An 18919-nucleotide genomic window follows, 5' to 3' on the forward strand; every position below is an offset into this window, starting at 1 on the left:
TTAGAGTCGCCGTCAACTATGCTATGTAGAGTAGAAATTGGTTTGTCGACGATAACGGGCTAACCAACACCTCTTTACTCTCCAAACCCTTTTTAGGAATTCCCAGTGACTAACAACGAAATCTTGCGTCGTATTCAACACGCGCTAAACCTTAAAAATGCACAGATCATTAAAGCTATCGAGCAAGCTGATGTGACCGTTGCTCATGACCAAGTGATCAACTGGCTAAAAGAAGACAACGACAAGTCATGCTCTACGATGAAAGATAAAGAGTTAGCGGTATTTCTAAATGGTTTTATCAACCTTAAGCGTGGCAAAAAAGAGGGTGTTCAGCCTAAACCTGAAGTTGCTCTGACTAACAACATGATTTTCATGAAGCTGCGTATTGCGTTGAACATGAAAGCAGAAGATGTATTAGATATATTAGAAGTGGTAGGCATCAGCCTAAGTAAGTACGAGATTGGTGCCTACTTCCGTAAGCCAGAGAACAAGAACTACAAAGTATGTGAAGACCAACTACTTTGCGATTTTCTAAATGGCGTGCAATTTACTAACCGTCCAGATTCAGAAGAGTTTGCAGGGTAAGTTACTGCCTATTGATAAGTTTTCACCAACTATCGATAAATAAAAAGCGGCGAGATAATTTGATTATCTCGCCGCTTTTTCGTTTTCTTTACGTCGTTTACTTAATAAGTAAACCAACCTAACAGGACTTTAATGAAAAGACTTAGCTGTCGTCTTCAGTAAAGTTTGTTGGTAACGTTGTTTTCATCTCGTTCCAAATCTGGGCGCTTGCGATACCGTAGTTACGAATCACAAGTGGCAAGTTTTCACGCTCACCACTTTCACAAATAACAAATAAGTCTTTGTAGAACTCCATAGCTAAGCGACGAGCTTCTGGGTTAGAGAAGTAGTAGCTGCCAACACGGTCGTACAATTTACGAACACCGTTGAAGATCAGACCATAAATTTGGTTACCTGAATGGAATGCTAAACGTTGGAAAAGCATGTAATCGTAGAAGTTAAACGTTTTAGCAACTAAGATCGTTTGACGCTTCGTTTCATCTTTTTCTGCGTCTTCTTTCACTGATTGTTTGATCTTGTCAGCGTACGGGGAAGACTCTAGGAATTCATCCCATGTCGGTGCCGCAAGTAAAGCTTCACAGGATTCGATCACATTAGTAATCGTACGCTCAGAAGCTTCTTTATTTGCTTTAAATGCATAACGCATAAAAATAGGGCTGATATTGGTGCGTGCAGCAAGTAAGTCTTCTACCATTTTGCTTGCGTTATCAACATCCAAAGTCATTAATGTATCAAGAATATGAAGACCTGACGTTTCCATAAACTGGTTAACTTTAGTTGGCTTACCGTGTTGGATTGTCAACCAACCATCACGAGCAAGACGCTGAAGTACTTCACGAAGCGTAGTACGTGTAACACCAATCAGCTCAGAAAGCTCACGCTCTGCGGGCAAGATAGAACCTGGAGCGAAACGGCCATTCCAAATACTTTCAATGATATACTTTTCTGCAAATCCTGCCGGGCTTTTAGCCTTAATGACCATCTACACTTCAATCCAATTTAATTATTCTGTTCTAATTTACTCATCATACCACTAGTTCACACCCAGCGGAAACACCCTCAAAAATTTTACTCACCCAAAACACCAGTAGAGTTAAAACTCTAAAGTTCAGCACACGTTTGCACCCTAGGTTTGAAAAGCAAGCAACGATAAACCACCATTTCAACAAATTATTAACACAACAAATTTTCTTTAAAATCAATGAGATTGGTCATAATTTCAAAGTTATTAATTTGCAATGTTAAGTTGTAATAATCATATATAAACCGTCGTTATTCTGTTAATTTCAATCATTTCGCTGAAATATTGATTCTAGTCGGTTTTTATCACATTTTAAGTGGTATGCTTGCGCTACTTTGATCGCGTTTCTCAACAAAAAAGAGGTATTTTTAGGGCTACAGGGGTTTTCCTGTTGACTAAATGTTATCTAAGAGTAGAGTTGCGCTCAAAAATTAGCAGTGCTTGAGTTTCTAAGGGAGTGACTTGGCAAGACCACAGAACATTACATGGAATGTAGTTTTTCTAAGTCACTGTTAGTTATAGTTTTTAACAACCTCTATAGCTCGATTCTCAAATGTTGTATTGCTTATCTATTCATAATCAACATAAAAGAGTATTAACATGCCGATGTCTCTCGGAAACGCTTTTATCAAGAACTTCCTTGGTAAGGCTCCTGATTGGTATAAACTTGCCATCATTTCCTTTTTAATCATCAACCCGTTTGTTTTCTTCCTAGTTGACCCATTTGTTGCGGGCTGGCTATTAGTGGTTGAGTTTATTTTCACTCTAGCTATGGCTCTAAAATGCTACCCTCTTCAACCGGGTGGTTTATTGGCAATTCAAGCGGTCGCCATTGGCATGACCAAACCCGAAATGGTTTATCATGAGCTACAAGCAAACCTTCCAGTTTTACTCTTATTAGTATTCATGGTTGCTGGCATCTATTTCATGAAAGAACTTCTTTTGTTCATTTTCACGAAGATCCTGCTTGGCATTCAATCCAAAATCCTACTCTCTGTCGCTTTCTGTATCGCAGCTGCTTTCTTGTCAGCATTCTTAGATGCTCTAACAGTAATCGCCGTTGTTATTAGCGTTGCGGTTGGCTTCTACTCTATCTATCACAAGGTTGCATCAGGTAAGGGCACAACGTCAGCGCACGATCATACTCATGATGAAGAGATCTCTGAGCTTACACGTGATGATTTAGAAAACTACCGTGCTTTCCTACGTTCACTACTTATGCACGCTGGTGTGGGTACTGCACTCGGTGGTGTAATGACCATGGTAGGCGAGCCACAAAACTTAGTGATTGCTAAACAAGCAGGCTGGGAATTCGGGGAATTTATCATCCGTATGCTACCTGTAACACTGCCTGTTTTCTTCTGCGGTATTCTAACTTGTGCACTTGTAGAGAAATTCAAAGTATTTGGCTACGGTGCGGAGTTACCAAATAATGTTCGCCAAATCTTAGTTGAATTTGACAACAAAGAACGCGCAAACCGTACAAAACAAGACGTAGCAAAACTATGGGTTCAAAGTGCAATCGCAGTTTGGCTTATTGTCGGCCTTGCACTTCACGTCGCTGAAGTTGGTTTGATTGGTCTTTCAGTTATCATCCTAGCAACGGCGTTTACGGGCGTCATCGAAGAACACTCAATGGGTAAAGCCTTTGAAGAAGCACTGCCATTTACTGCACTTCTCGCCGTCTTTTTCGCTGTTGTTGCTGTAATCATCGACCAATCACTATTTAAACCAGTGATCGATGCAGTACTTCACGTTGAAGATAAAGGCGCACAGCTTGCACTATTCTATGTGGCCAATGGTATTTTATCGATGGTGTCAGATAACGTGTTCGTAGGTACGGTATACATCAACGAAGTGAAAACAGCACTGGTTGAAGGCATCATTACTCGTGATCAGTTCGACCTACTTGCTGTTGCTATCAACACAGGTACGAACCTACCTTCAGTTGCTACGCCAAACGGCCAAGCTGCATTCCTATTCCTATTAACATCAGCACTTGCTCCGCTAATTCGACTATCTTATGGCCGCATGGTTATCATGGCCCTGCCATACACCATCGTATTAGCGCTTGTTGGTCTTGCAGGTATCATGTTCCTCGTCGAGCCGATGACAGCATGGTTCTATGATGCAGGTTGGATCATTCAGCGCACTGGTGAAGCTGTTGCTCCAGTTATCTCTGGCGGTCATTAAGCTAAACACTGTGTCGCAAACCATAAAATGTGTAACTCACTAATCAAAAATATTAGTTGATTAGGAAACTTATCCAAGATAAAAAGCTCTGAGTATTCAGAGCTTTTTTATTTTATAGACGGGATTAAATTCGTGAACTTTTTTGCAATGCTCAAAGACTTCTCTAAGGGACGTTTATCTTGGCTTTTACTGCTGGCTTTTATTGTCTTTTTTGAGGCATGCGCTCTCTTCTTTCAACACGTGATGATGCTTGGCCCTTGTGTGATGTGCATCTATGAGCGCGTTGCTATGCTTGCTATCGGTATCGCTGCAATGATTGGTGCTATTGCTCCGAATAACCCGATATCACGTTGGTTAGGCCTTGCTGGTTGGGGATTTGGCGCCTACAAAGGTTTGACGTTGGCTTTAGAACACGTCGATTACCAGTTTAATCCGTCTCCTTTCGCAACCTGTGATTTATTCGTTACTTTCCCTAGCTGGGCACCTTTAAACCAATGGGCTCCGTGGATGTTTGAAGCTTACGGTGACTGTAGCAAGGTGGTATGGCAGTTCTTAGAGCTTTCAATGCCTCAATGGCTAGTGATTATCTTTGCGGGCAACTTGGTTGCTTTCGGTTTTGTGGTTATATCTCAATTTGTAAAATCGAAAAACGATTAACACTAGATCATCTAAATTAGAACAACAAAAAAGTCGACCACAAGGTCGACTTTTTTATCGCTTAAGCTTTTTATCACTTAAAGAATGTCAGTTACTCAACAAGCCGTGATTAGCTGTTTTTGCCACAGCATTGTTTAAACTTTTTGCCGCTTTCACATGGGCAAGGGTCGTTTCGACCGATATCTTTAAATGGGTTCACACTCTGTGACTTATTACCCAGCATCGCCTCATCAGCCGCCATTGCAACCTCTGAAATCATCAGATCTATCTGATCGATTAAATCGGCAAGCGCTGGTGGATTCTCGAGCCCGGCCGCGACCATTTGTTGCTGAGTTTGCTCTTCATCAATCCCAAGCATCAAGGTTGTTAGGAGTGCTTGCAGCATACGCAGAGTACCATCCGCGACAGTCACACTTTGCCACTGCTCTTCCACTGTTGGCCAAACCACCATAAAGCCTTCAGCGAAATCCGCGAATTGCTCGTTAAAGTCACCATCAACAAGTACGTCTGTCAGTAAGTATTCACTACGCTGAATCAGGTTGTGCTGGCGATTAATCTGTTCCGTCACGATTGTTACAAGCTCTTTACCTGTTTCAGGTGCAACGATAGCTAACCATTCTTCTGGATCGAGTGGTTTGGTCGCTAAGTTGGAAGCAAGGATTGAACCTTCAATGAACTGTGGAGTTATGTCAGTGATTGATTCCGGTAGGCTTAATAATTGATATGTCATGAAAGCTCTGAATATTGGGGCATTTTCGATATTATAACGCCATACTCCCCAAGATGTCGCTATTAAGCGATAAACCATCATCAAGCCGGGTAGCGTACACTCAAGACAGGTAAACCATACTCATAGTGACAATCCTGTAAGCAAACCGTACAATCACGCCTCGAATTTTTCGGTCCACTCAGTTTCGGTAAAACAGCATGCGAGTAATACTTGGCCCTATGGAGGGCGTACTAGACCACCTAATGCGTGAGATTCTTACAGAGATCAATGATTACGATCTCTGTGTGACAGAGTTTGTGCGCGTCGTTGATCAACTTCTTCCTCCGCATGTGTTCCACCGTATTTGCCCAGAGCTGCATCAAGGCTCTCAAACCATGGCAGGTGTACCAGTCCATCTGCAACTTCTAGGGCAACACCCGAATTGGATGGCCGAAAATGCTTTTCAAGCGGCAAACTTAGGCGCTAAAGGCATTGATCTTAATTTTGGGTGCCCAGCAAAAGCGGTAAACAAAAGTAATGGTGGGGCTTCACTGCTAAAAGAGCCAGAGCTCATCTATCAAGTGGTGAACGCCTGTCGAGAAGCAGTCCCTGCGCATATTCCCGTGTCCGCAAAAATCCGATTGGGTTGGGAGCACCCGGAAGAGTGCTTTGAAATTGTCGACGCTATCGAGCAAGCAAAAGCTGACGAACTCACTGTGCATGCAAGAACCAAAGTTGGCGGCTATAAAGCCAGTGAAATCAAATGGGATTACATCAATCAAATAAGAGAGAAAACCTCTCTGCCGTTGATTGCTAATGGGGAAATCTGGAACTACCAAGATGGTCAAGATTGCATAGAAACCACAGGTGTTGATTCATTGATGGTCTGCCGCGGCGCTTTTAATATTCCAAACCTTGGTAATGTCGTTAAGCACAACCACCAGAAAATGCCATGGGATAAAGTAATCGCACTTTTATTGCGTTATTCCGAGTTTCAAATTAAAGGGGATAAAGGCATGTACTACCCCAATAGAGTGAAACAATGGTTTGTCTATTTAAGTAAAGGCTACCCTGAAGCGAACGAACTATTTAAAGAAATTCGTACTTTCAAAAAAGCGCCACCCATTGTAGAGCGCCTTCAACGTTATCAAGAAGAATACCACCAACCCGTTTGAGTTAGTTCCCCCCTATCGCGATATTGAACCTCATAGCGTGGCTAAAATACGATCCGGTCTTTACCCGTCGTCTTAGCCACGTACAGTTTTTCATCGGCGTATTTAAATATCTCTTCAAAGTTAAGCTTGTTTTGCTCTGTTTCAACAATACAAACACCGCCAGATACCGTAAATCCATTAGGAACAATGTCGGCCGAGTTAGCGCAGACCGCATTTTTTACACGTTCTAATGTCCTTATCAGCGTCTCACGATCATCGCCTTTCATATAAACGACAAACTCTTCTCCGCCAAACCGTGCTGCCACATCACTACTTCGAACACTGTTACTAATTTGACGTGACATATAACGAATCACATCATCACCTTTATCGTGGCCATGAGTATCATTAATTGACTTAAAATTGTCGATATCAAATACCGTTAAGGCAAACAGTTGATCGTGCTCTACGCTGCGCCAAAACGCTTCTAAGCCTCGTCGATTCAATAACCCTGTCATTGGGTCTTTAGCTGCCAGTTCTTTAAAGTAACCACGTTCAATATTGGAGTTAACATAAAAGAAAATCGTAACCGAGAACAGGTACACGATAATAGCGACGATTAGGCTGTCTTTTTCATAAACGAAAAAGTGCTCCACTTCACTAACAAGATCCAACTCATAGTACATCGCATGATGAGACGCGACCCCTTCTAGCTTAATCTCGTGGTAGAACGTGGCCGTATCAATCGGGTTAGCTAAAGTCGTATCAATAATATCGATCCGACCCGCTAGATGTTCATTAGAGCTCGCGAGTAACCTGTCAGCATCAATATCTACTGAGAGCATCCCTTGGTGCACTCCTTGATGGAACACGGGAATCGTCATACTAATAATTCGGTCAAGGGAATCAAACCGATATGCAGGGCCAGATAAAGTCAGTAGATCTGGGTTGTTAGCGGTTCTTTGCCAATATGGACGGCTTTTGATGGTCGAAAGTAATTCCTTTCCTAACCCTTTAGCAAAATCTTCCGGTGACGAAATAACGTATCCGCGTTTATCAATAAAATGCACACCATTGTGGAATTCATCAAGTTGAGAGAGAAATGAAAGAATAGGTGCTAGAGCTATTTTCTCGGAAGCACTTTTATAGGTACCGCTGGTTTCTGTACACAAAGATTCTTCACCGACCAGCATATAATCAATATCAACTGAAGGAATGTCGGTAGTTTTGCCATCGGCAAGAAGCAGGCTATCGATAGGCCAAATACGGCAAAGATCATCAACCACTTGCTTGTTGTGGTCGAGGAAAAGAGGATTACCGGATTTGTAGTAATTTGAGAAACTGTAGTCTAAGGCGGTGACAACTTTAGTGGTTCCTTTGAACACGTCTTCAATACGGTTGAATTCGCTGCTGATGTCTTTTTCTACCGCGTCAAAGTGGTTCTTTCCTATTAGGCCAAGTAGCATCGCGGCGATCACTGCGGGAAACCCGAAGACAAAGGTAAGGCTAAAGTGCCTGTTTACTTTCATATAATGTGCTCTTAGCGATCAGCTGTTTTCATTTACTCCATTAATATTATTACATTAATGGACATTTTCCTCGAGGTAAAAGAGTGTAAGTTGATATGAATCAGACCGTATCATTGAACAATCGACTCCTTTAAAAAACTAACCCAGCATTGAGCAGGGTTAGTGGATACTGTCTTAGTCAGTTTAAATTCAACGATTTACCACGTCATAAATCTTAGCTGTCATCGCTGTGACAACAAGATCAACGACACCATTAACAATTGGCTCGCTCTTCACTTTACCTTGTAACTCAACCAACTCACCTTGTAATTCAATCAACTGCCCTTGTTCTTGTCCAAGCATCCACACAGGTAAAGACAACTCTTTTTCATCTTGAGATAGGTTGAGCACAACTAGTGTCTTTTCACCCCTAAGGCAACGAGTAAACACTAACGTCCCTGCATCACAATATAACTCTAGGTAAGCACCACTTTGTAAGCTGCGGCGTTCTGTCCTTAGTTTTATCAACGCTTGATGGAAAGGGAACCAATGCGAAGTATCTTCTTTATCCCACGGGAAGCACCTGCGATTGTCTGGGTCTTGACCACCTTCTAATCCCACTTCTGTCCCATAATACAAACATGGAGTTCCGATATAAGTAAACAGTAACGTCAGCGCCAGTTTTTGCTTAGCTTGGTCACCATTTAGAAGCGTTAGCAGTCGAGCCGTATCATGACTGTCCAGTTGATTTAGCTGCGATAATTGATTCAACCAAGGAACCTTAGCTCTCGCTTCAGCTAACCAATCAGAAAAAGCCAACATATCAATATCAATCGGCTCGTACGCGATGTCTTGCTTGGCCAATAGCGCACGAACTGGGTGAGCAAATCCATAATAGTTCATCGATCCGTCTTCTTGCTCTCCCTGTAACCATGATGTGGCCTCGAAGAAGTGCTCTCCCAAGATGTAAGCTTCAGGGTTCTCTGCTTTTGCTGAGTCACGGAATGCTTTCACATAATGTGCGTTGTTATAGGCTCCCTCGCCTTCACCTAACATATGAATCACATCGAAGCGCCAGCCATCGATGTTATAAGGTGCTTTTAACCAGTGCTTAATCACAGAGTCTTGTGACTGGTATATATGTTCTCGCACGGAAACATTGGAGAAGTTTAAGACTGGAAGTGAGCTAATATTTTTCCAACTAACATATTGCTGAGTGTTCTCGGGGTCGAAAAAATAATAGTCATGAAATACCGAACCTGGGTTGTCATATGCACCGGAGTCAGTGGCTTTCAGTTTATCAAACCAAGGGTGCTCAACCGAAGTGTGATTAAATACCGCATCCAGAACGATTCTCATCTCACGCGTGTGAATGTCTTTTGAAAGTGCAGAGAACTCATCATTGCTCCCGAAATGGGAGTCGACATTGTAGTAATCGGTTGTGTCGTATTTATGGTTGCTCGGTGACTGAAAAATGGGGTTGAGATACAACGCGGTGATGCCTAGATCTTGTAGGTAATCTAACTTGCTATGAATACCCGCTAAGTCTCCACCAAAGAACTCTGCGGCGCCCGTTCCATTGTGTCCTTCGACAGACTCGCCCCATTCTTTCACTACGACATCTAAGGTATCTTCTTTTAAGCGATACTCGCCCGCTTTGACACTGATACTCGGATTTCCGTTGCAAAATCGTTCAGGGAAGATTTGATAAAATACCTGCTCCGACACCCATGATGGTGGGCGATGTTGGGTATTAAACTTAAAGTGAAACTCACGACTCGCAACGCGGCTATGGACGCCCTTAGCATCAAGCCAATACTGTCCTTTTGAATCGACAAGCTTGAACGCATAGTGAGTAACGTTTCTGTCTGTATTCGCAGGGAAAGAGGCTTGCCACAGCGTCAACCGCCCTTCAGTACCAACTTGCACCATGTCGAGTAGATACTCTTCGTTATCTGGCTCATGCCTCAACTGAACCTTATTCCAGTCAGTGCGTTCAGACATTAATGTTACGGTTAGCACACCCTCTTTTTCGTGGAAGTAATCGGAGGTTTGAGCATGAAAGATAAAAGGTTTCATAGCGGTTCTCGAGCAATATTTAATTTGCTTAAGATATGAAAAATTTCTTTGACCACAACGAGGAAAACAACATCAGTCAAAGTAGATCACGCTTTGTAGATCCACTTTGTTTACAGTAAGTCGATTTCTCTCAAAATGATCAAATTAATCGATCATTTTTCAAGAGGAGATCCAATTTGCAACTGCTCCATCAACGGCTAACTATCGCACGATCAATTACAGACTGAGGCAATGTGACACCAAGCTCACGAGCAGCATCCAAATTCACAACCAGTTGCGAACTCTGTGCAGTTTTAACACTCAGCTTACCCGGTTTTTGTCCGTTCAGAATAGCAACCACATAATCGGCGGTTTGCACCCCAACGTCATAGTAATCTAGACCTAAGCCAGCTATCGCCCCCTTACCCACGTAAGACGTCGCTCCGGCAACCACTGGCGTTCCAGCCCGGTTCGCAGCTTCTATAAGCCCTTCGATACCACTGGCAACAGTGTTATCTGTCAGTGCGTAAATAACATCAGACTTCTTAGCAATGGATTCGGTTTTTGATTCTACATCATCGATGGTTAGCGCTTTTTCAGTGTGCAGAGTAAAACCAAAGTCTCTTGCAGACTTCTTTAATAGCCCAACTAACGCGACGGCATTTGCTTCTGCCGGATTATAAACAACCCCAATTGAGCTTGCCTGAGGAAGGAGCTCTTTAATCAGAGATACGTGCTGGGAAATAGGTGACAAGTCAGAAAGGCCCGTGACATTTCGTCCCGGTTTATCTAAGTGTTTGACCAGTCTCGCACCAATTGGATCAGTAACCGCGGTAAACACAATAGGAATAGATCGCGTTGCAGAAACTAAAGCTTGCGAAGTAGGTGTCGCGATACCCACTAATACGTGGGGGTTTTCGCTGACTAACTCTCTGGCAATTTTTGCGGCTTGCGCCGGACTGCCATTAGCCATTTCATAAGAGAACTCTAAATTTTTACCCGCTTCATAGCCTTTAACTCTTAACCCTTCGATGAGTCCTAAGCGTGTCGCATTCAGATCTGGATGGTCGACAACTTGTGAAACCGACACTTTGGCAACGTTCGCCATTACATTGCCAGTCCATAGCAACAACAGACAGCTTAAAACCGCTGCCAATACCTTTCTTACAGAACTCATTATCGCTCCCTAAATCAAGCCCTACTCGTTATTACTCGCTCGAAGAGAACAACATCAAAAATCACTATTGACATTATTACCAGTAACCATTGATAACTTGAAGTGATATTTAACAAAAATACAACAAGGTTCGAATTATGCGGGGATAAGCGGGCTTGTTTGATTTAAAAGGTAAGAAACTCAATGAATACAAGATAAGCACGGCAAATAAAGGCAAAGCTAAATGAATAAAGACTAAGTGAGTAAAGGGCAAGTGAAGCGATTAGAAGAGAGGAGCAAATCTGAGAACGAGCTATCGATAATGTATGGCTGTTCTCAGACTAGAGGGAGAGATAAGACGACCTTTTAGAACCAACGTTCCATTGAAGATTTGTCTAGTTGACGAAATGCGCGATTCAAAATGATCGCCAACTCTTTGTAACGAGGGCGTGGTTTCATTGGTTCCAATGCAAAACCTGTTTCGCTGATCTTCTCGTGCAACTCTCGATACCAAGAAACCAATGCTGGCGGTAATTGAGTGTTCGAACGGTTACCTAACCACCACATGCCTTGAAGCGGTAAGCTGATCGCAAACAACGCCATAACCACAGCTTGCGGCATCGCATGATAATTGTTGAAGACCATTTGTGTAAGAATACTAATAGCAGCTATCGCTGGCATCACTTTCACACCAAAACGCGTGGCTTTAATGATGCGCTGTTCAGGGAAGATAGCGTTTAACTCTTTTCGAACAGGCCAGAGATCCATGTACTTTTGGCCATCTTTTAAACTGCTCGCTAAACCAACTCTATTACTCATATGAGTCTCCCATTAAAAAAAAGTTGAAATCATCAACTAAAAACACAAAAATTTGACGAAAAATAATATTCTTTCAAATTTTTTTGTTATATTTGCACAATATCGCTATTATTTGCAGACCTCAATCTCATTGTTGCCCTTATTTACAATTTAAGCAACTTTGGGACGACTTCTGCAAGGAATGCAAAAGCCTCTTTTTCTGAAAAAGTGCGCTTTCACTTTAATACGGAAATTAACGTTTTTTTGACCAAGGTTAGTACGCAAGCCTATGTGCATCGACTATTCTTGAGATTAATTTTCATCCTTAACTGATTTCGATCAGAAAAATAAACAGGTAGTCATTAATGTCTAAGCTAGTTTTAGTTTTAAACTGTGGTAGTTCTTCTCTTAAATTTGCTGTTGTTGATGCAGAAACAGGTGCTGAGCACCTAACTGGTCTTGCTGAGTGTCTTGGTCTTCCAGAAGCTCGTATGAAGTGGAAACTTGACGGCAAGCATGAAGCACAACTAGGCGCGGGCGCAGCTCACGTAGAAGCACTATCTTTCATGGTAGAAACTATTCTTGCTTCTAAGCCTGAGCTTAAAGCTAACCTTGGCGCTATCGGTCACCGTATCGTACACGGTGGCGAGCAGTTCACTTCTTCTGCACTTATCACTGATGAAGTTCTTAAGGGTATTCAAGACGCTGCGACTTTCGCACCTCTTCATAACCCAGCTCACCTTATCGGTATCGAAGCGGCTCAACAGAACTTCCCTGGTCTACAAAACGTTGCTGTATTTGACACTGCGTTCCACCAAACAATGCCTTCTGAGTCTTACCTATACGCTCTACCGTACAACCTGTACAAAGAGCACGGCATCCGTCGTTACGGCATGCACGGTACTTCTCACCTGTTCATTACTCGTGAAGTAGCTGGTCTACTAAACAAGCCAGTTGAAGAAGTTAACATCATCAACTGTCACCTAGGCAACGGCGCATCGGTATGTGCAATCAAGAACGGTCAATCTGTAGATACTTCTATGGGTCTTACTCCTCTTGAAGGTCTAGTAATGGGTACTCGTTGTGGTGACCTTGATCCTGCGATCATCTTCCACCTGCACGACGCTCTTGGTTACTCTGTTGAAGAAATCAACAACATGCTAACTAAAGAGTCTGGCCTAGCTGGTCTAACTGAAGTGACTTCTGACTGTCGTTTCGTTGAAGACAACTACGGTGAGAAAGAAGAAGCAACTCGTGCAATGGACGTGTTCTGTCACCGTCTAGCTAAGTACGTTGCTGGTTACACTGCAACTCTAGAAGGCCGTCTAGACGCAATCACTTTCACTGGCGGCATCGGCGAGAACTCTGGCCCAATCCGTGAAATGGTTCTTAACCGCCTAGGCATCTTCGGCATCGAAGTTGACAGCGAAGCTAACCTTAAAGCACGTTTCGGCGGCGAAGGTACTATCACTACAGCTAACAGCCGTATCCCTGCAATGGTTATCTCTACTAATGAAGAGCTAGTAATTGCTGAAGACACTGCGAAACTAGCAGGTCTTTAATTGATTTTCCTGACTAGCTTCACTCGAAGCTAGTCAGTTTTTCATATCAAGAAAATGGGGCTCAACTTCTATTCCTACCCCAATTTAAATATCGGTGGGAATAGCAGTTGAGCTTTTTTTATTTCCAATAGTCAAAGGTGTTCGTCAATGTCCCGTACTATTATGCTTATCCCTACAAGCGCTGGTGTTGGTCTTACTAGTGTTAGCATGGGTGTTCTTCGCGCTATGGAGCGTAAGGGCGTAAGTGTTTCTTTCTACAAGCCAATCGCTCAACCTCGCAGCGGTGGTAACCAACCTGATTTAACGTCTACTATCATCAGTGCAAACAGCGACATTAAGATTGGTGAGCCAATCGCAATGACTAAAGCTGAAGCTTTGATCGGTAGCGAAAAAATGGACGAGCTTCTAGAGTCTGTTGTTGAGCAATACAACAAGATCAACAAAGATGCAGAAGTAACGCTTATCGAAGGTCTAGTACCTACTCGTAAGCACCCATTTGCTAACCAAGTGAACGCGGAAATCGCTAAAACACTAGGCGCAGAGATCGTATTCGTTGCGACTCCAGGTACGTACAACCCTATTCAGCTTAAAGAGCACATCGAAGTAGCATGTTCTAACTTCGGCGGCACTAAAAACAAGAACATCTCAGGCGTTATTATTAACAAACTGAATGCACCTGTTGATGAAGCTGGCCGTACTCGCCCTGACCTTTCTGAAATCTTCGATGATGCAGATAGCGCTCAACAAGCGAACCTTGAAGTAATGCAAATCTTCAATTCTAGCCCTATCCGTGTTCTTGGCTGTGTGCCATGGAGCATCGACCTAATCGCAACTCGCGCGGTTGATATGGCTAAGCACCTTAACGCTGAAATCGTTAACGAAGGTGAAATCTCAACTCGTCGTATTAAGAGCATCACTTTCTGTGCACGTTCTCTACCGCACATGATTGAGCACTTCAAACCAGGTTCACTGCTAGTAACTTCTGCAGACCGTCCTGACGTTATCGTTGCTGCGGCTCTTGCTGCGAAAAACGGTGTTGAGATTGGCGCAATCCTACTGACTGGCGGTTACGACATTCCAGAAAGCATTGCTAACCTTTGTGCGCCAGCATTCGCTTCAGGTCTACCGATCTTCAAGGCTCAAGGTAACACTTGGCAGACGTCTCTAAACCTACAGAGCTTCAACCTAGAAGTTCCTGCAGACGATAAAGAGCGTATCGAGTTCGTTAACGATCACGTTGCAAGCCACATTGATGGCCCTTGGATTGATTCTCTATCTGAAGGTACTCAAGGCATTCGTCGTCTAAGCCCACCAGCATTCCGTTACCAGTTAACTGAATTTGCTCGTAAAGCGGCTAAGCGTATCGTTCTTCCTGAAGGCGATGAGCCACGTACTGTTAAAGCAGCTTCTATCTGTGCTGAACGCGGTATCGCAACTTGTGTGCTTCTTGGTAACCCAGACGAAATCCGTCGCGTTGCTGCACAACAAGGTGTTGAGCTAGGCGCTGGCGTTGAGATCATCGATTCTGCATCAGTTCGCGAAAACTACGTAGCTCGTCTAGTAGAACTTCGTGGCGCTAAAGGTATGACTGAAGTTGTCGCTCGTGAGAAGCTAGACGATTCAGTATTCCTAGGTACTATGATGCTTGAAGCGGGTGAAGTTGACGGCCTAGTTTCTGGTGCTGTTCACACAACGGCGAACACAATCGTTCCTCCGTTCCAGATCATCAAGACAGCACCTGATGCTTCTATCGTATCTTCAATCTTCTTCATGCTTCTGCCTGATCAAGTTCTTGTATACGGTGACTGTGCGATCAACCCAGATCCAACAGCTGAACAGCTTGCTGAAATCGCTATCCAATCTGCAGATTCTGCTGCGGCATTTGGTATCGACCCACGCGTTGCTATGATCTCTTACTCTACTGGTGAATCTGGTAAAGGTGCAGACGTAGATAAAGTACGTGAAGCAACGAAACTTGCTCAAGCGAAACGTCCTGATCTAGTGATCGACGGTCCTCTTCAGTACGACGCAGCAATCATGGAAAACGTAGCCGCTTCTAAAGCGCCTAACTCTCCAGTTGCAGGTAAAGCGACAGTATTCGTATTCCCAGACCTAAACACGGGTAACACGACTTACAAAGCTGTACAGCGTTCAGCAGACCTAGTGTCTATCGGTCCAATGCTTCAAGGTATGCGCAAGCCAGTAAATGACTTGTCTCGTGGCGCTCTAGTAGACGATATCGTTTACACAGTAGCTCTAACGGCTATCCAAGCAGACCAAGCAGCTCAAGCTGAAGAAAAAGTAATTAACTAATTTTTCTTTTGTAGAAGCAAAAAACCCTAGGTTCTTATCTAGGGTTTTTTTATGTCTACCGTTTAAGGTTATTTGATGCTCTTAAGATGAATCTAGCCTCGCCCATGGGTTGATTCTAAATCTAGCGCAGGTCCTTTCGGCACAACTTGGGTTGGGTTGATACCTGTGTGGCTGTAATAGTAGTGACGTTTGATGTGATAGAAATCGGTCGTCTCTTTAATGCCTTCGATCTGGTAGAGCTCTTTTAAGTAGCCCTGAATGTGGACGTAGTCTGAAATTCGCTGCTTGTTACACTTAAAGTGGCCAACATACACCGCATCGAATCTAACCAGAGTGGTAAACAATCTCCAATCTGCTTCTGTGATGTCATTACCCGCTAGATAACGATGTTCACTAAGATGTGCATCTACTTTGTCTAACGCCTCAAATAACGCGTCATACGCTTCTTCATAAGCTTCTTGAGTGGTTGCAAAGCCAGTACGATAAACACCGTTATTGATGCTTGGATAGATGTAGTCATTCCACTCATCAATCTTCTTCGACAATTCCCACGGATAGTAGTCATCCGTATTGCCTGTTAACTCATTAAATTCTGAGTTGAACATGCGGATAATTTCAGAGGACTCGTTACTCACGATGGTGTTGGTTTTCTTATCCCAAAGCACTGGAACTGTTACTCGGCCTGAGTAGTCAGGTTTGGCTTGAGTATAGATTTGGTGCATACGAGTATGACCAAACAGAGGTTCAGGTAAACCCATTTGCCAACCTTCGCTCATCATATCGGGGCAAACCACTGTCACGTCAATATGATCGGTTAAATCTTTCAGCTCTCGGAAGATAAGAGTTCGGTGCGCCCAAGGACAAGCTAACGATACGTATAGATGGTAACGACCACTTTCTGGTTCAAACTGCGCGCCGGCTTTGTTTTCGATCCAACTACGAAAGCCCGCATCTTCACGAACGAACTTACCACCGCTTTCTTTGGTGTCGTACCACACATCGTGCCAAACACCTTCAACTAACTTGCCCATATCCAAACCTCTGTCATCCAAACTTTTCTCTAGTATAAGAAAAACCTAATTTTTCAAAACTAGAAGAAGTTGGCTTAGTTGTTCGAATTATTTGAAGAAGGTTATTCATGAGAAATTTGGGGCACAAAAAAAGCGCAACTCATAAAAAAGTTGCGCTTAAGCCTGTCACAGGCTGAACCGTATCAAACGGGTTCTAGACTTGTACGTGCAAGCAAGATACTGCGTGTACGTCATCGCCTTGAATGGTTGGCTTGGTTTGCGCGCAGGCCTCGGTTGCTTCAGGGCAACGAGTACGGAACACACAACCTGATGGTGGATTAATTGGTGATGGGAGATCACCCTCCAGCATCTGAATGGTTTTACTGCGCTCTAAGCGTGGGTCTGGAATCGGAACTGCAGACATCAATGCTTTGGTATATGGGTGTTTAGGATCTGAAAACAAGGCATCTGATTCACCTAGCTCAACAGCATTACCTAAGTACATCACCAATACACGGTCAGAAATGTGTTTCACAACCGACAAATCGTGCGCGATGAATACCAAAGACAAACCTAACTCTTTCTGTAGTTCCATAAGAAGGTTTACTACTTGAGCTTGGATAGATACATCCAGAGCAGAAACCGGCTCATCACAGATGATCATCTTAGGTTTCAAGATAAGTGCACGTGCGATACCGATACGTTGACACTGACCACCAGAAAATTCATGTGGGTAACGGTTGATTACGTTGGGTAGTAGACCAACCTTTGCCATCATCTCTTTAACTCTGTCCTTCACTTCCTGTTTAGAAAGCTCTGGATAGAAAGTTTGTAGAGGCTCAGCAATAATGTCTCCAACTGACATACGTGGGTTAAGTGATGCTAGCGGGTCTTGGAAGATCATCTGAATCTCTTTACGAGTCTCACGACGCTTCACTTCCTGCATCTTAGTCAGGTCTTGACCTAACCACATCACTTCGCCTTCAGTTGCCTCAACTAAACCAATAATTGCGCGGGCAAATGTTGATTTACCACAGCCAGACTCACCTACTACACCCAGAGTCTCACCTTCGTAAAGGTGAACATCCACACCATCAACCGCTTTAAGGTTTGATGGTTTCGCCCAAGGCCAAGCAGACTTAGCCGCAATGCTAAAGTGAACCTTAAGGTTTTTAATATCTAATAGTAATTCTTTACTCATTTTGTCCAAGTCTCCCAATCAGAAAAACAAGCACGCTGGCGATCTTTCGCAAATGGTTGCAAAATTGGTGCTTCTTGCTTACAACGGTCCATTACACGGTGACAACGGTCTTGGTAAGGACAACCGGTTGGTAGGCGAAGTAAGTTGGGCGGGTTACCTGGAATCGTTGGCAGAATTTCACCTTCGGTATCCAAACGAGGAATTGCTTTAAGCAGGCCTTCCGCATAAGGGTGGCTTGGCTCATAGAAGATTTCATCTACCGTGCCGTATTCCATGGTACGGCCAGCGTACATCACTAGAACTTTGTCACAAGACCCGGCAACTACACCCAAATCATGGGTGATCATGATGATTGCTGTATTGAACTCATCTTTAAGCTCGTTCAGCAATTCCATGATTTGCGCTTGAATGGTTACATCCAACGCCGTTGTTGGTTCATCAGCAATCAGTAGTTTTGGACGACATAGCAAAGCCATTGCAATCATCACACGTTGACGCATACCGCCAGAAAATTCGTGTGGATACATGGTAATACGTTTACGTGCCTCAGGGATTTTCACCGCTTCCAGCATGCGTACTGATTCTTCGAACGCTTCCGCTTTGCCCATGCCTTTATGCAGCATAAGCACTTCCATCAACTGATCACATACTTTCATGTAAGGATTCAGTGACGTCATTGGATCTTGGAAGATCATCGCGATCTGTTCAGCGCGAACTTTGTTCAGTGCTTTCTCAGGTAGATTGAGAATCTCATTACCTTCAAACTTTGCACTGCCTGAGATGATACCGTTCTTAGCCAGCAGTCCCATCAGTGCAAATACCGTTTGAGATTTACCCGAACCCGACTCACCAACAATACCCAGCGTTTCGCCTTGGTTGAGTGAGAAGTTCAGGTCGTTTACTGCGGTTACCGTACCATCTTGCGTGGTAAATTCGACGCGCAGATCTTTGACATCTAATAAGCTCATTATTGCTTCCTTAATCTTTTATAGCT

15 protein-coding genes are annotated in these 18919 nt (G+C 43.5%); 6 read left to right on the forward strand and 9 right to left on the reverse strand.

Annotated elements, in window-relative coordinates:
• Positions 1–105: 105 nt before the first annotated feature.
• Positions 106–585: a YehS family protein gene (locus tag AC3CH4_RS10385; RefSeq protein WP_017084024.1), complete on the forward strand. Its 480-nt coding sequence runs from the start codon at positions 106–108 to the stop codon at positions 583–585.
• A 142-nt stretch (positions 586–727) separates the two neighbouring features.
• Here the strand turns inward: AC3CH4_RS10385 and fadR are convergent, their stop codons facing one another.
• Complete coding sequence (gene fadR, locus AC3CH4_RS10390) at positions 728–1567, reverse strand: fatty acid metabolism transcriptional regulator FadR (protein WP_017084025.1); 840 nt, start codon at positions 1565–1567, stop codon at positions 728–730.
• 639 nt (positions 1568–2206) lie between these two features.
• Between fadR and nhaB the strand changes: the two genes are divergently transcribed.
• The gene (gene nhaB / locus AC3CH4_RS10395; RefSeq protein ID WP_054547248.1) at positions 2207–3799 is read left to right on the forward strand and encodes a Na(+)/H(+) antiporter NhaB; all 1593 of its coding nucleotides are present in this window, start codon (positions 2207–2209) and stop codon (positions 3797–3799) included.
• Positions 3800–3946: 147 nt separating this feature from the next.
• Entirely contained in the window at positions 3947–4456 is a 510-nt protein-coding gene (gene dsbB, locus AC3CH4_RS10400; RefSeq protein ID WP_054547434.1) for a disulfide bond formation protein DsbB, read from the forward strand.
• 109 nt (positions 4457–4565) lie between these two features.
• Here dsbB and AC3CH4_RS10405 read toward each other — a convergent pair whose 3' ends face one another.
• Positions 4566–5186, reverse strand: a complete 621-nt coding sequence (locus tag AC3CH4_RS10405; RefSeq protein ID WP_488542926.1) for a YecA family protein — start codon at positions 5184–5186, stop codon at positions 4566–4568.
• A 197-nt stretch (positions 5187–5383) separates the two neighbouring features.
• On the opposite strand from AC3CH4_RS10405, the gene dusC reads away from it, so the two are divergent.
• Positions 5384–6340 carry a tRNA dihydrouridine(16) synthase DusC gene (dusC, locus tag AC3CH4_RS10410; RefSeq protein WP_488542927.1) on the forward strand — a complete coding sequence of 319 codons (957 nt, stop codon included), beginning with the start codon at positions 5384–5386 and terminating at the stop codon, positions 6338–6340.
• Positions 6341–6381: 41 nt separating this feature from the next.
• Here dusC and AC3CH4_RS10415 read toward each other — a convergent pair whose 3' ends face one another.
• The 4 genes from AC3CH4_RS10415 to yfbV form a co-directional block, all read right to left on the reverse strand.
• Entirely contained in the window at positions 6382–7848 is a 1467-nt protein-coding gene (locus tag AC3CH4_RS10415) for a GGDEF domain-containing protein (protein WP_488542928.1), read from the reverse strand.
• 189 nt (positions 7849–8037) lie between these two features.
• Positions 8038–9906 (reverse strand): maltodextrin glucosidase, encoded by a 1869-nt coding sequence (gene malZ / locus AC3CH4_RS10420; protein WP_488542929.1) that lies wholly within the window; start codon positions 9904–9906, stop codon positions 8038–8040.
• Between the two features lie 190 nt (positions 9907–10096).
• Positions 10097–11062, reverse strand: coding sequence for an ABC transporter substrate-binding protein (locus AC3CH4_RS10425; protein ID WP_488542930.1), 966 nt, complete (start codon positions 11060–11062; stop codon positions 10097–10099).
• 345 nt (positions 11063–11407) lie between these two features.
• On the reverse strand, positions 11408–11860 hold the full coding sequence (yfbV, locus tag AC3CH4_RS10430) for a terminus macrodomain insulation protein YfbV (RefSeq protein ID WP_017084030.1): 453 nt from the start codon (positions 11858–11860) through the stop codon (positions 11408–11410).
• A 344-nt stretch (positions 11861–12204) separates the two neighbouring features.
• Between yfbV and AC3CH4_RS10435 the strand changes: the two genes are divergently transcribed.
• The gene (locus AC3CH4_RS10435) at positions 12205–13401 is read left to right on the forward strand and encodes an acetate kinase (protein ID WP_004734016.1); all 1197 of its coding nucleotides are present in this window, start codon (positions 12205–12207) and stop codon (positions 13399–13401) included.
• Positions 13402–13548: 147 nt separating this feature from the next.
• Positions 13549–15714 carry a phosphate acetyltransferase gene (gene pta / locus AC3CH4_RS10440; protein ID WP_004734017.1) on the forward strand — a complete coding sequence of 722 codons (2166 nt, stop codon included), beginning with the start codon at positions 13549–13551 and terminating at the stop codon, positions 15712–15714.
• Positions 15715–15806: 92 nt separating this feature from the next.
• Here pta and AC3CH4_RS10445 read toward each other — a convergent pair whose 3' ends face one another.
• The 3 genes from AC3CH4_RS10445 to oppD all read right to left on the reverse strand — a co-directional run bounded on the left by AC3CH4_RS10445 (position 15807) and on the right by oppD (position 18893).
• Positions 15807–16745, reverse strand: a complete 939-nt coding sequence (locus tag AC3CH4_RS10445) for a glutathione S-transferase family protein (protein WP_054547244.1) — start codon at positions 16743–16745, stop codon at positions 15807–15809.
• Positions 16746–16938: 193 nt separating this feature from the next.
• Positions 16939–17925 (reverse strand): murein tripeptide/oligopeptide ABC transporter ATP binding protein OppF, encoded by a 987-nt coding sequence (gene oppF / locus AC3CH4_RS10450; RefSeq protein ID WP_004734019.1) that lies wholly within the window; start codon positions 17923–17925, stop codon positions 16939–16941.
• A complete protein-coding gene (oppD, locus tag AC3CH4_RS10455; RefSeq protein ID WP_017107310.1) occupies positions 17922–18893 on the reverse strand; it encodes an ABC transporter ATP-binding protein in 972 nt (323 codons plus the stop codon). The genes oppF and oppD overlap by 4 nt, the downstream gene beginning before the upstream one ends.
• Between the last annotated feature and the right edge of the window lie 26 nt (positions 18894–18919).

The organism is Vibrio sp. QJM3NY_26 (genome assembly GCF_057786005.1).

Bases quoted from the DNA above. Each gene is read 5' to 3' on its own strand.
- fadR (WP_017084025.1), bottom strand. From the start codon at position 1,567: ATGGTCATTAAGGCTAAAAGCCCGGCAGGATTTGCAGAAAAGTATATC.
- nhaB (WP_054547248.1), top strand. From the start codon at position 2,207: ATGCCGATGTCTCTCGGAAACGCTTTTATCAAGAACTTCCTTGGTAAG.
- dsbB (WP_054547434.1), top strand. From the start codon at position 3,947: ATGCTCAAAGACTTCTCTAAGGGACGTTTATCTTGGCTTTTACTGCTG.
- AC3CH4_RS10405 (WP_488542926.1), bottom strand. From the start codon at position 5,186: ATGACATATCAATTATTAAGCCTACCGGAATCAATCACTGACATAACT.
- dusC (WP_488542927.1), top strand. From the start codon at position 5,384: ATGCGAGTAATACTTGGCCCTATGGAGGGCGTACTAGACCACCTAATG.
- AC3CH4_RS10415 (WP_488542928.1), bottom strand. From the start codon at position 7,848: ATGAAAGTAAACAGGCACTTTAGCCTTACCTTTGTCTTCGGGTTTCCC.
- malZ (WP_488542929.1), bottom strand. From the start codon at position 9,906: ATGAAACCTTTTATCTTTCATGCTCAAACCTCCGATTACTTCCACGAA.
- AC3CH4_RS10425 (WP_488542930.1), bottom strand. From the start codon at position 11,062: ATGAGTTCTGTAAGAAAGGTATTGGCAGCGGTTTTAAGCTGTCTGTTG.
- yfbV (WP_017084030.1), bottom strand. From the start codon at position 11,860: ATGAGTAATAGAGTTGGTTTAGCGAGCAGTTTAAAAGATGGCCAAAAG.
- AC3CH4_RS10435 (WP_004734016.1), top strand. From the start codon at position 12,205: ATGTCTAAGCTAGTTTTAGTTTTAAACTGTGGTAGTTCTTCTCTTAAA.
- pta (WP_004734017.1), top strand. From the start codon at position 13,549: ATGTCCCGTACTATTATGCTTATCCCTACAAGCGCTGGTGTTGGTCTT.
- AC3CH4_RS10445 (WP_054547244.1), bottom strand. From the start codon at position 16,745: ATGGGCAAGTTAGTTGAAGGTGTTTGGCACGATGTGTGGTACGACACC.
- oppF (WP_004734019.1), bottom strand. From the start codon at position 17,925: ATGAGTAAAGAATTACTATTAGATATTAAAAACCTTAAGGTTCACTTT.
- oppD (WP_017107310.1), bottom strand. From the start codon at position 18,893: ATGAGCTTATTAGATGTCAAAGATCTGCGCGTCGAATTTACCACGCAA.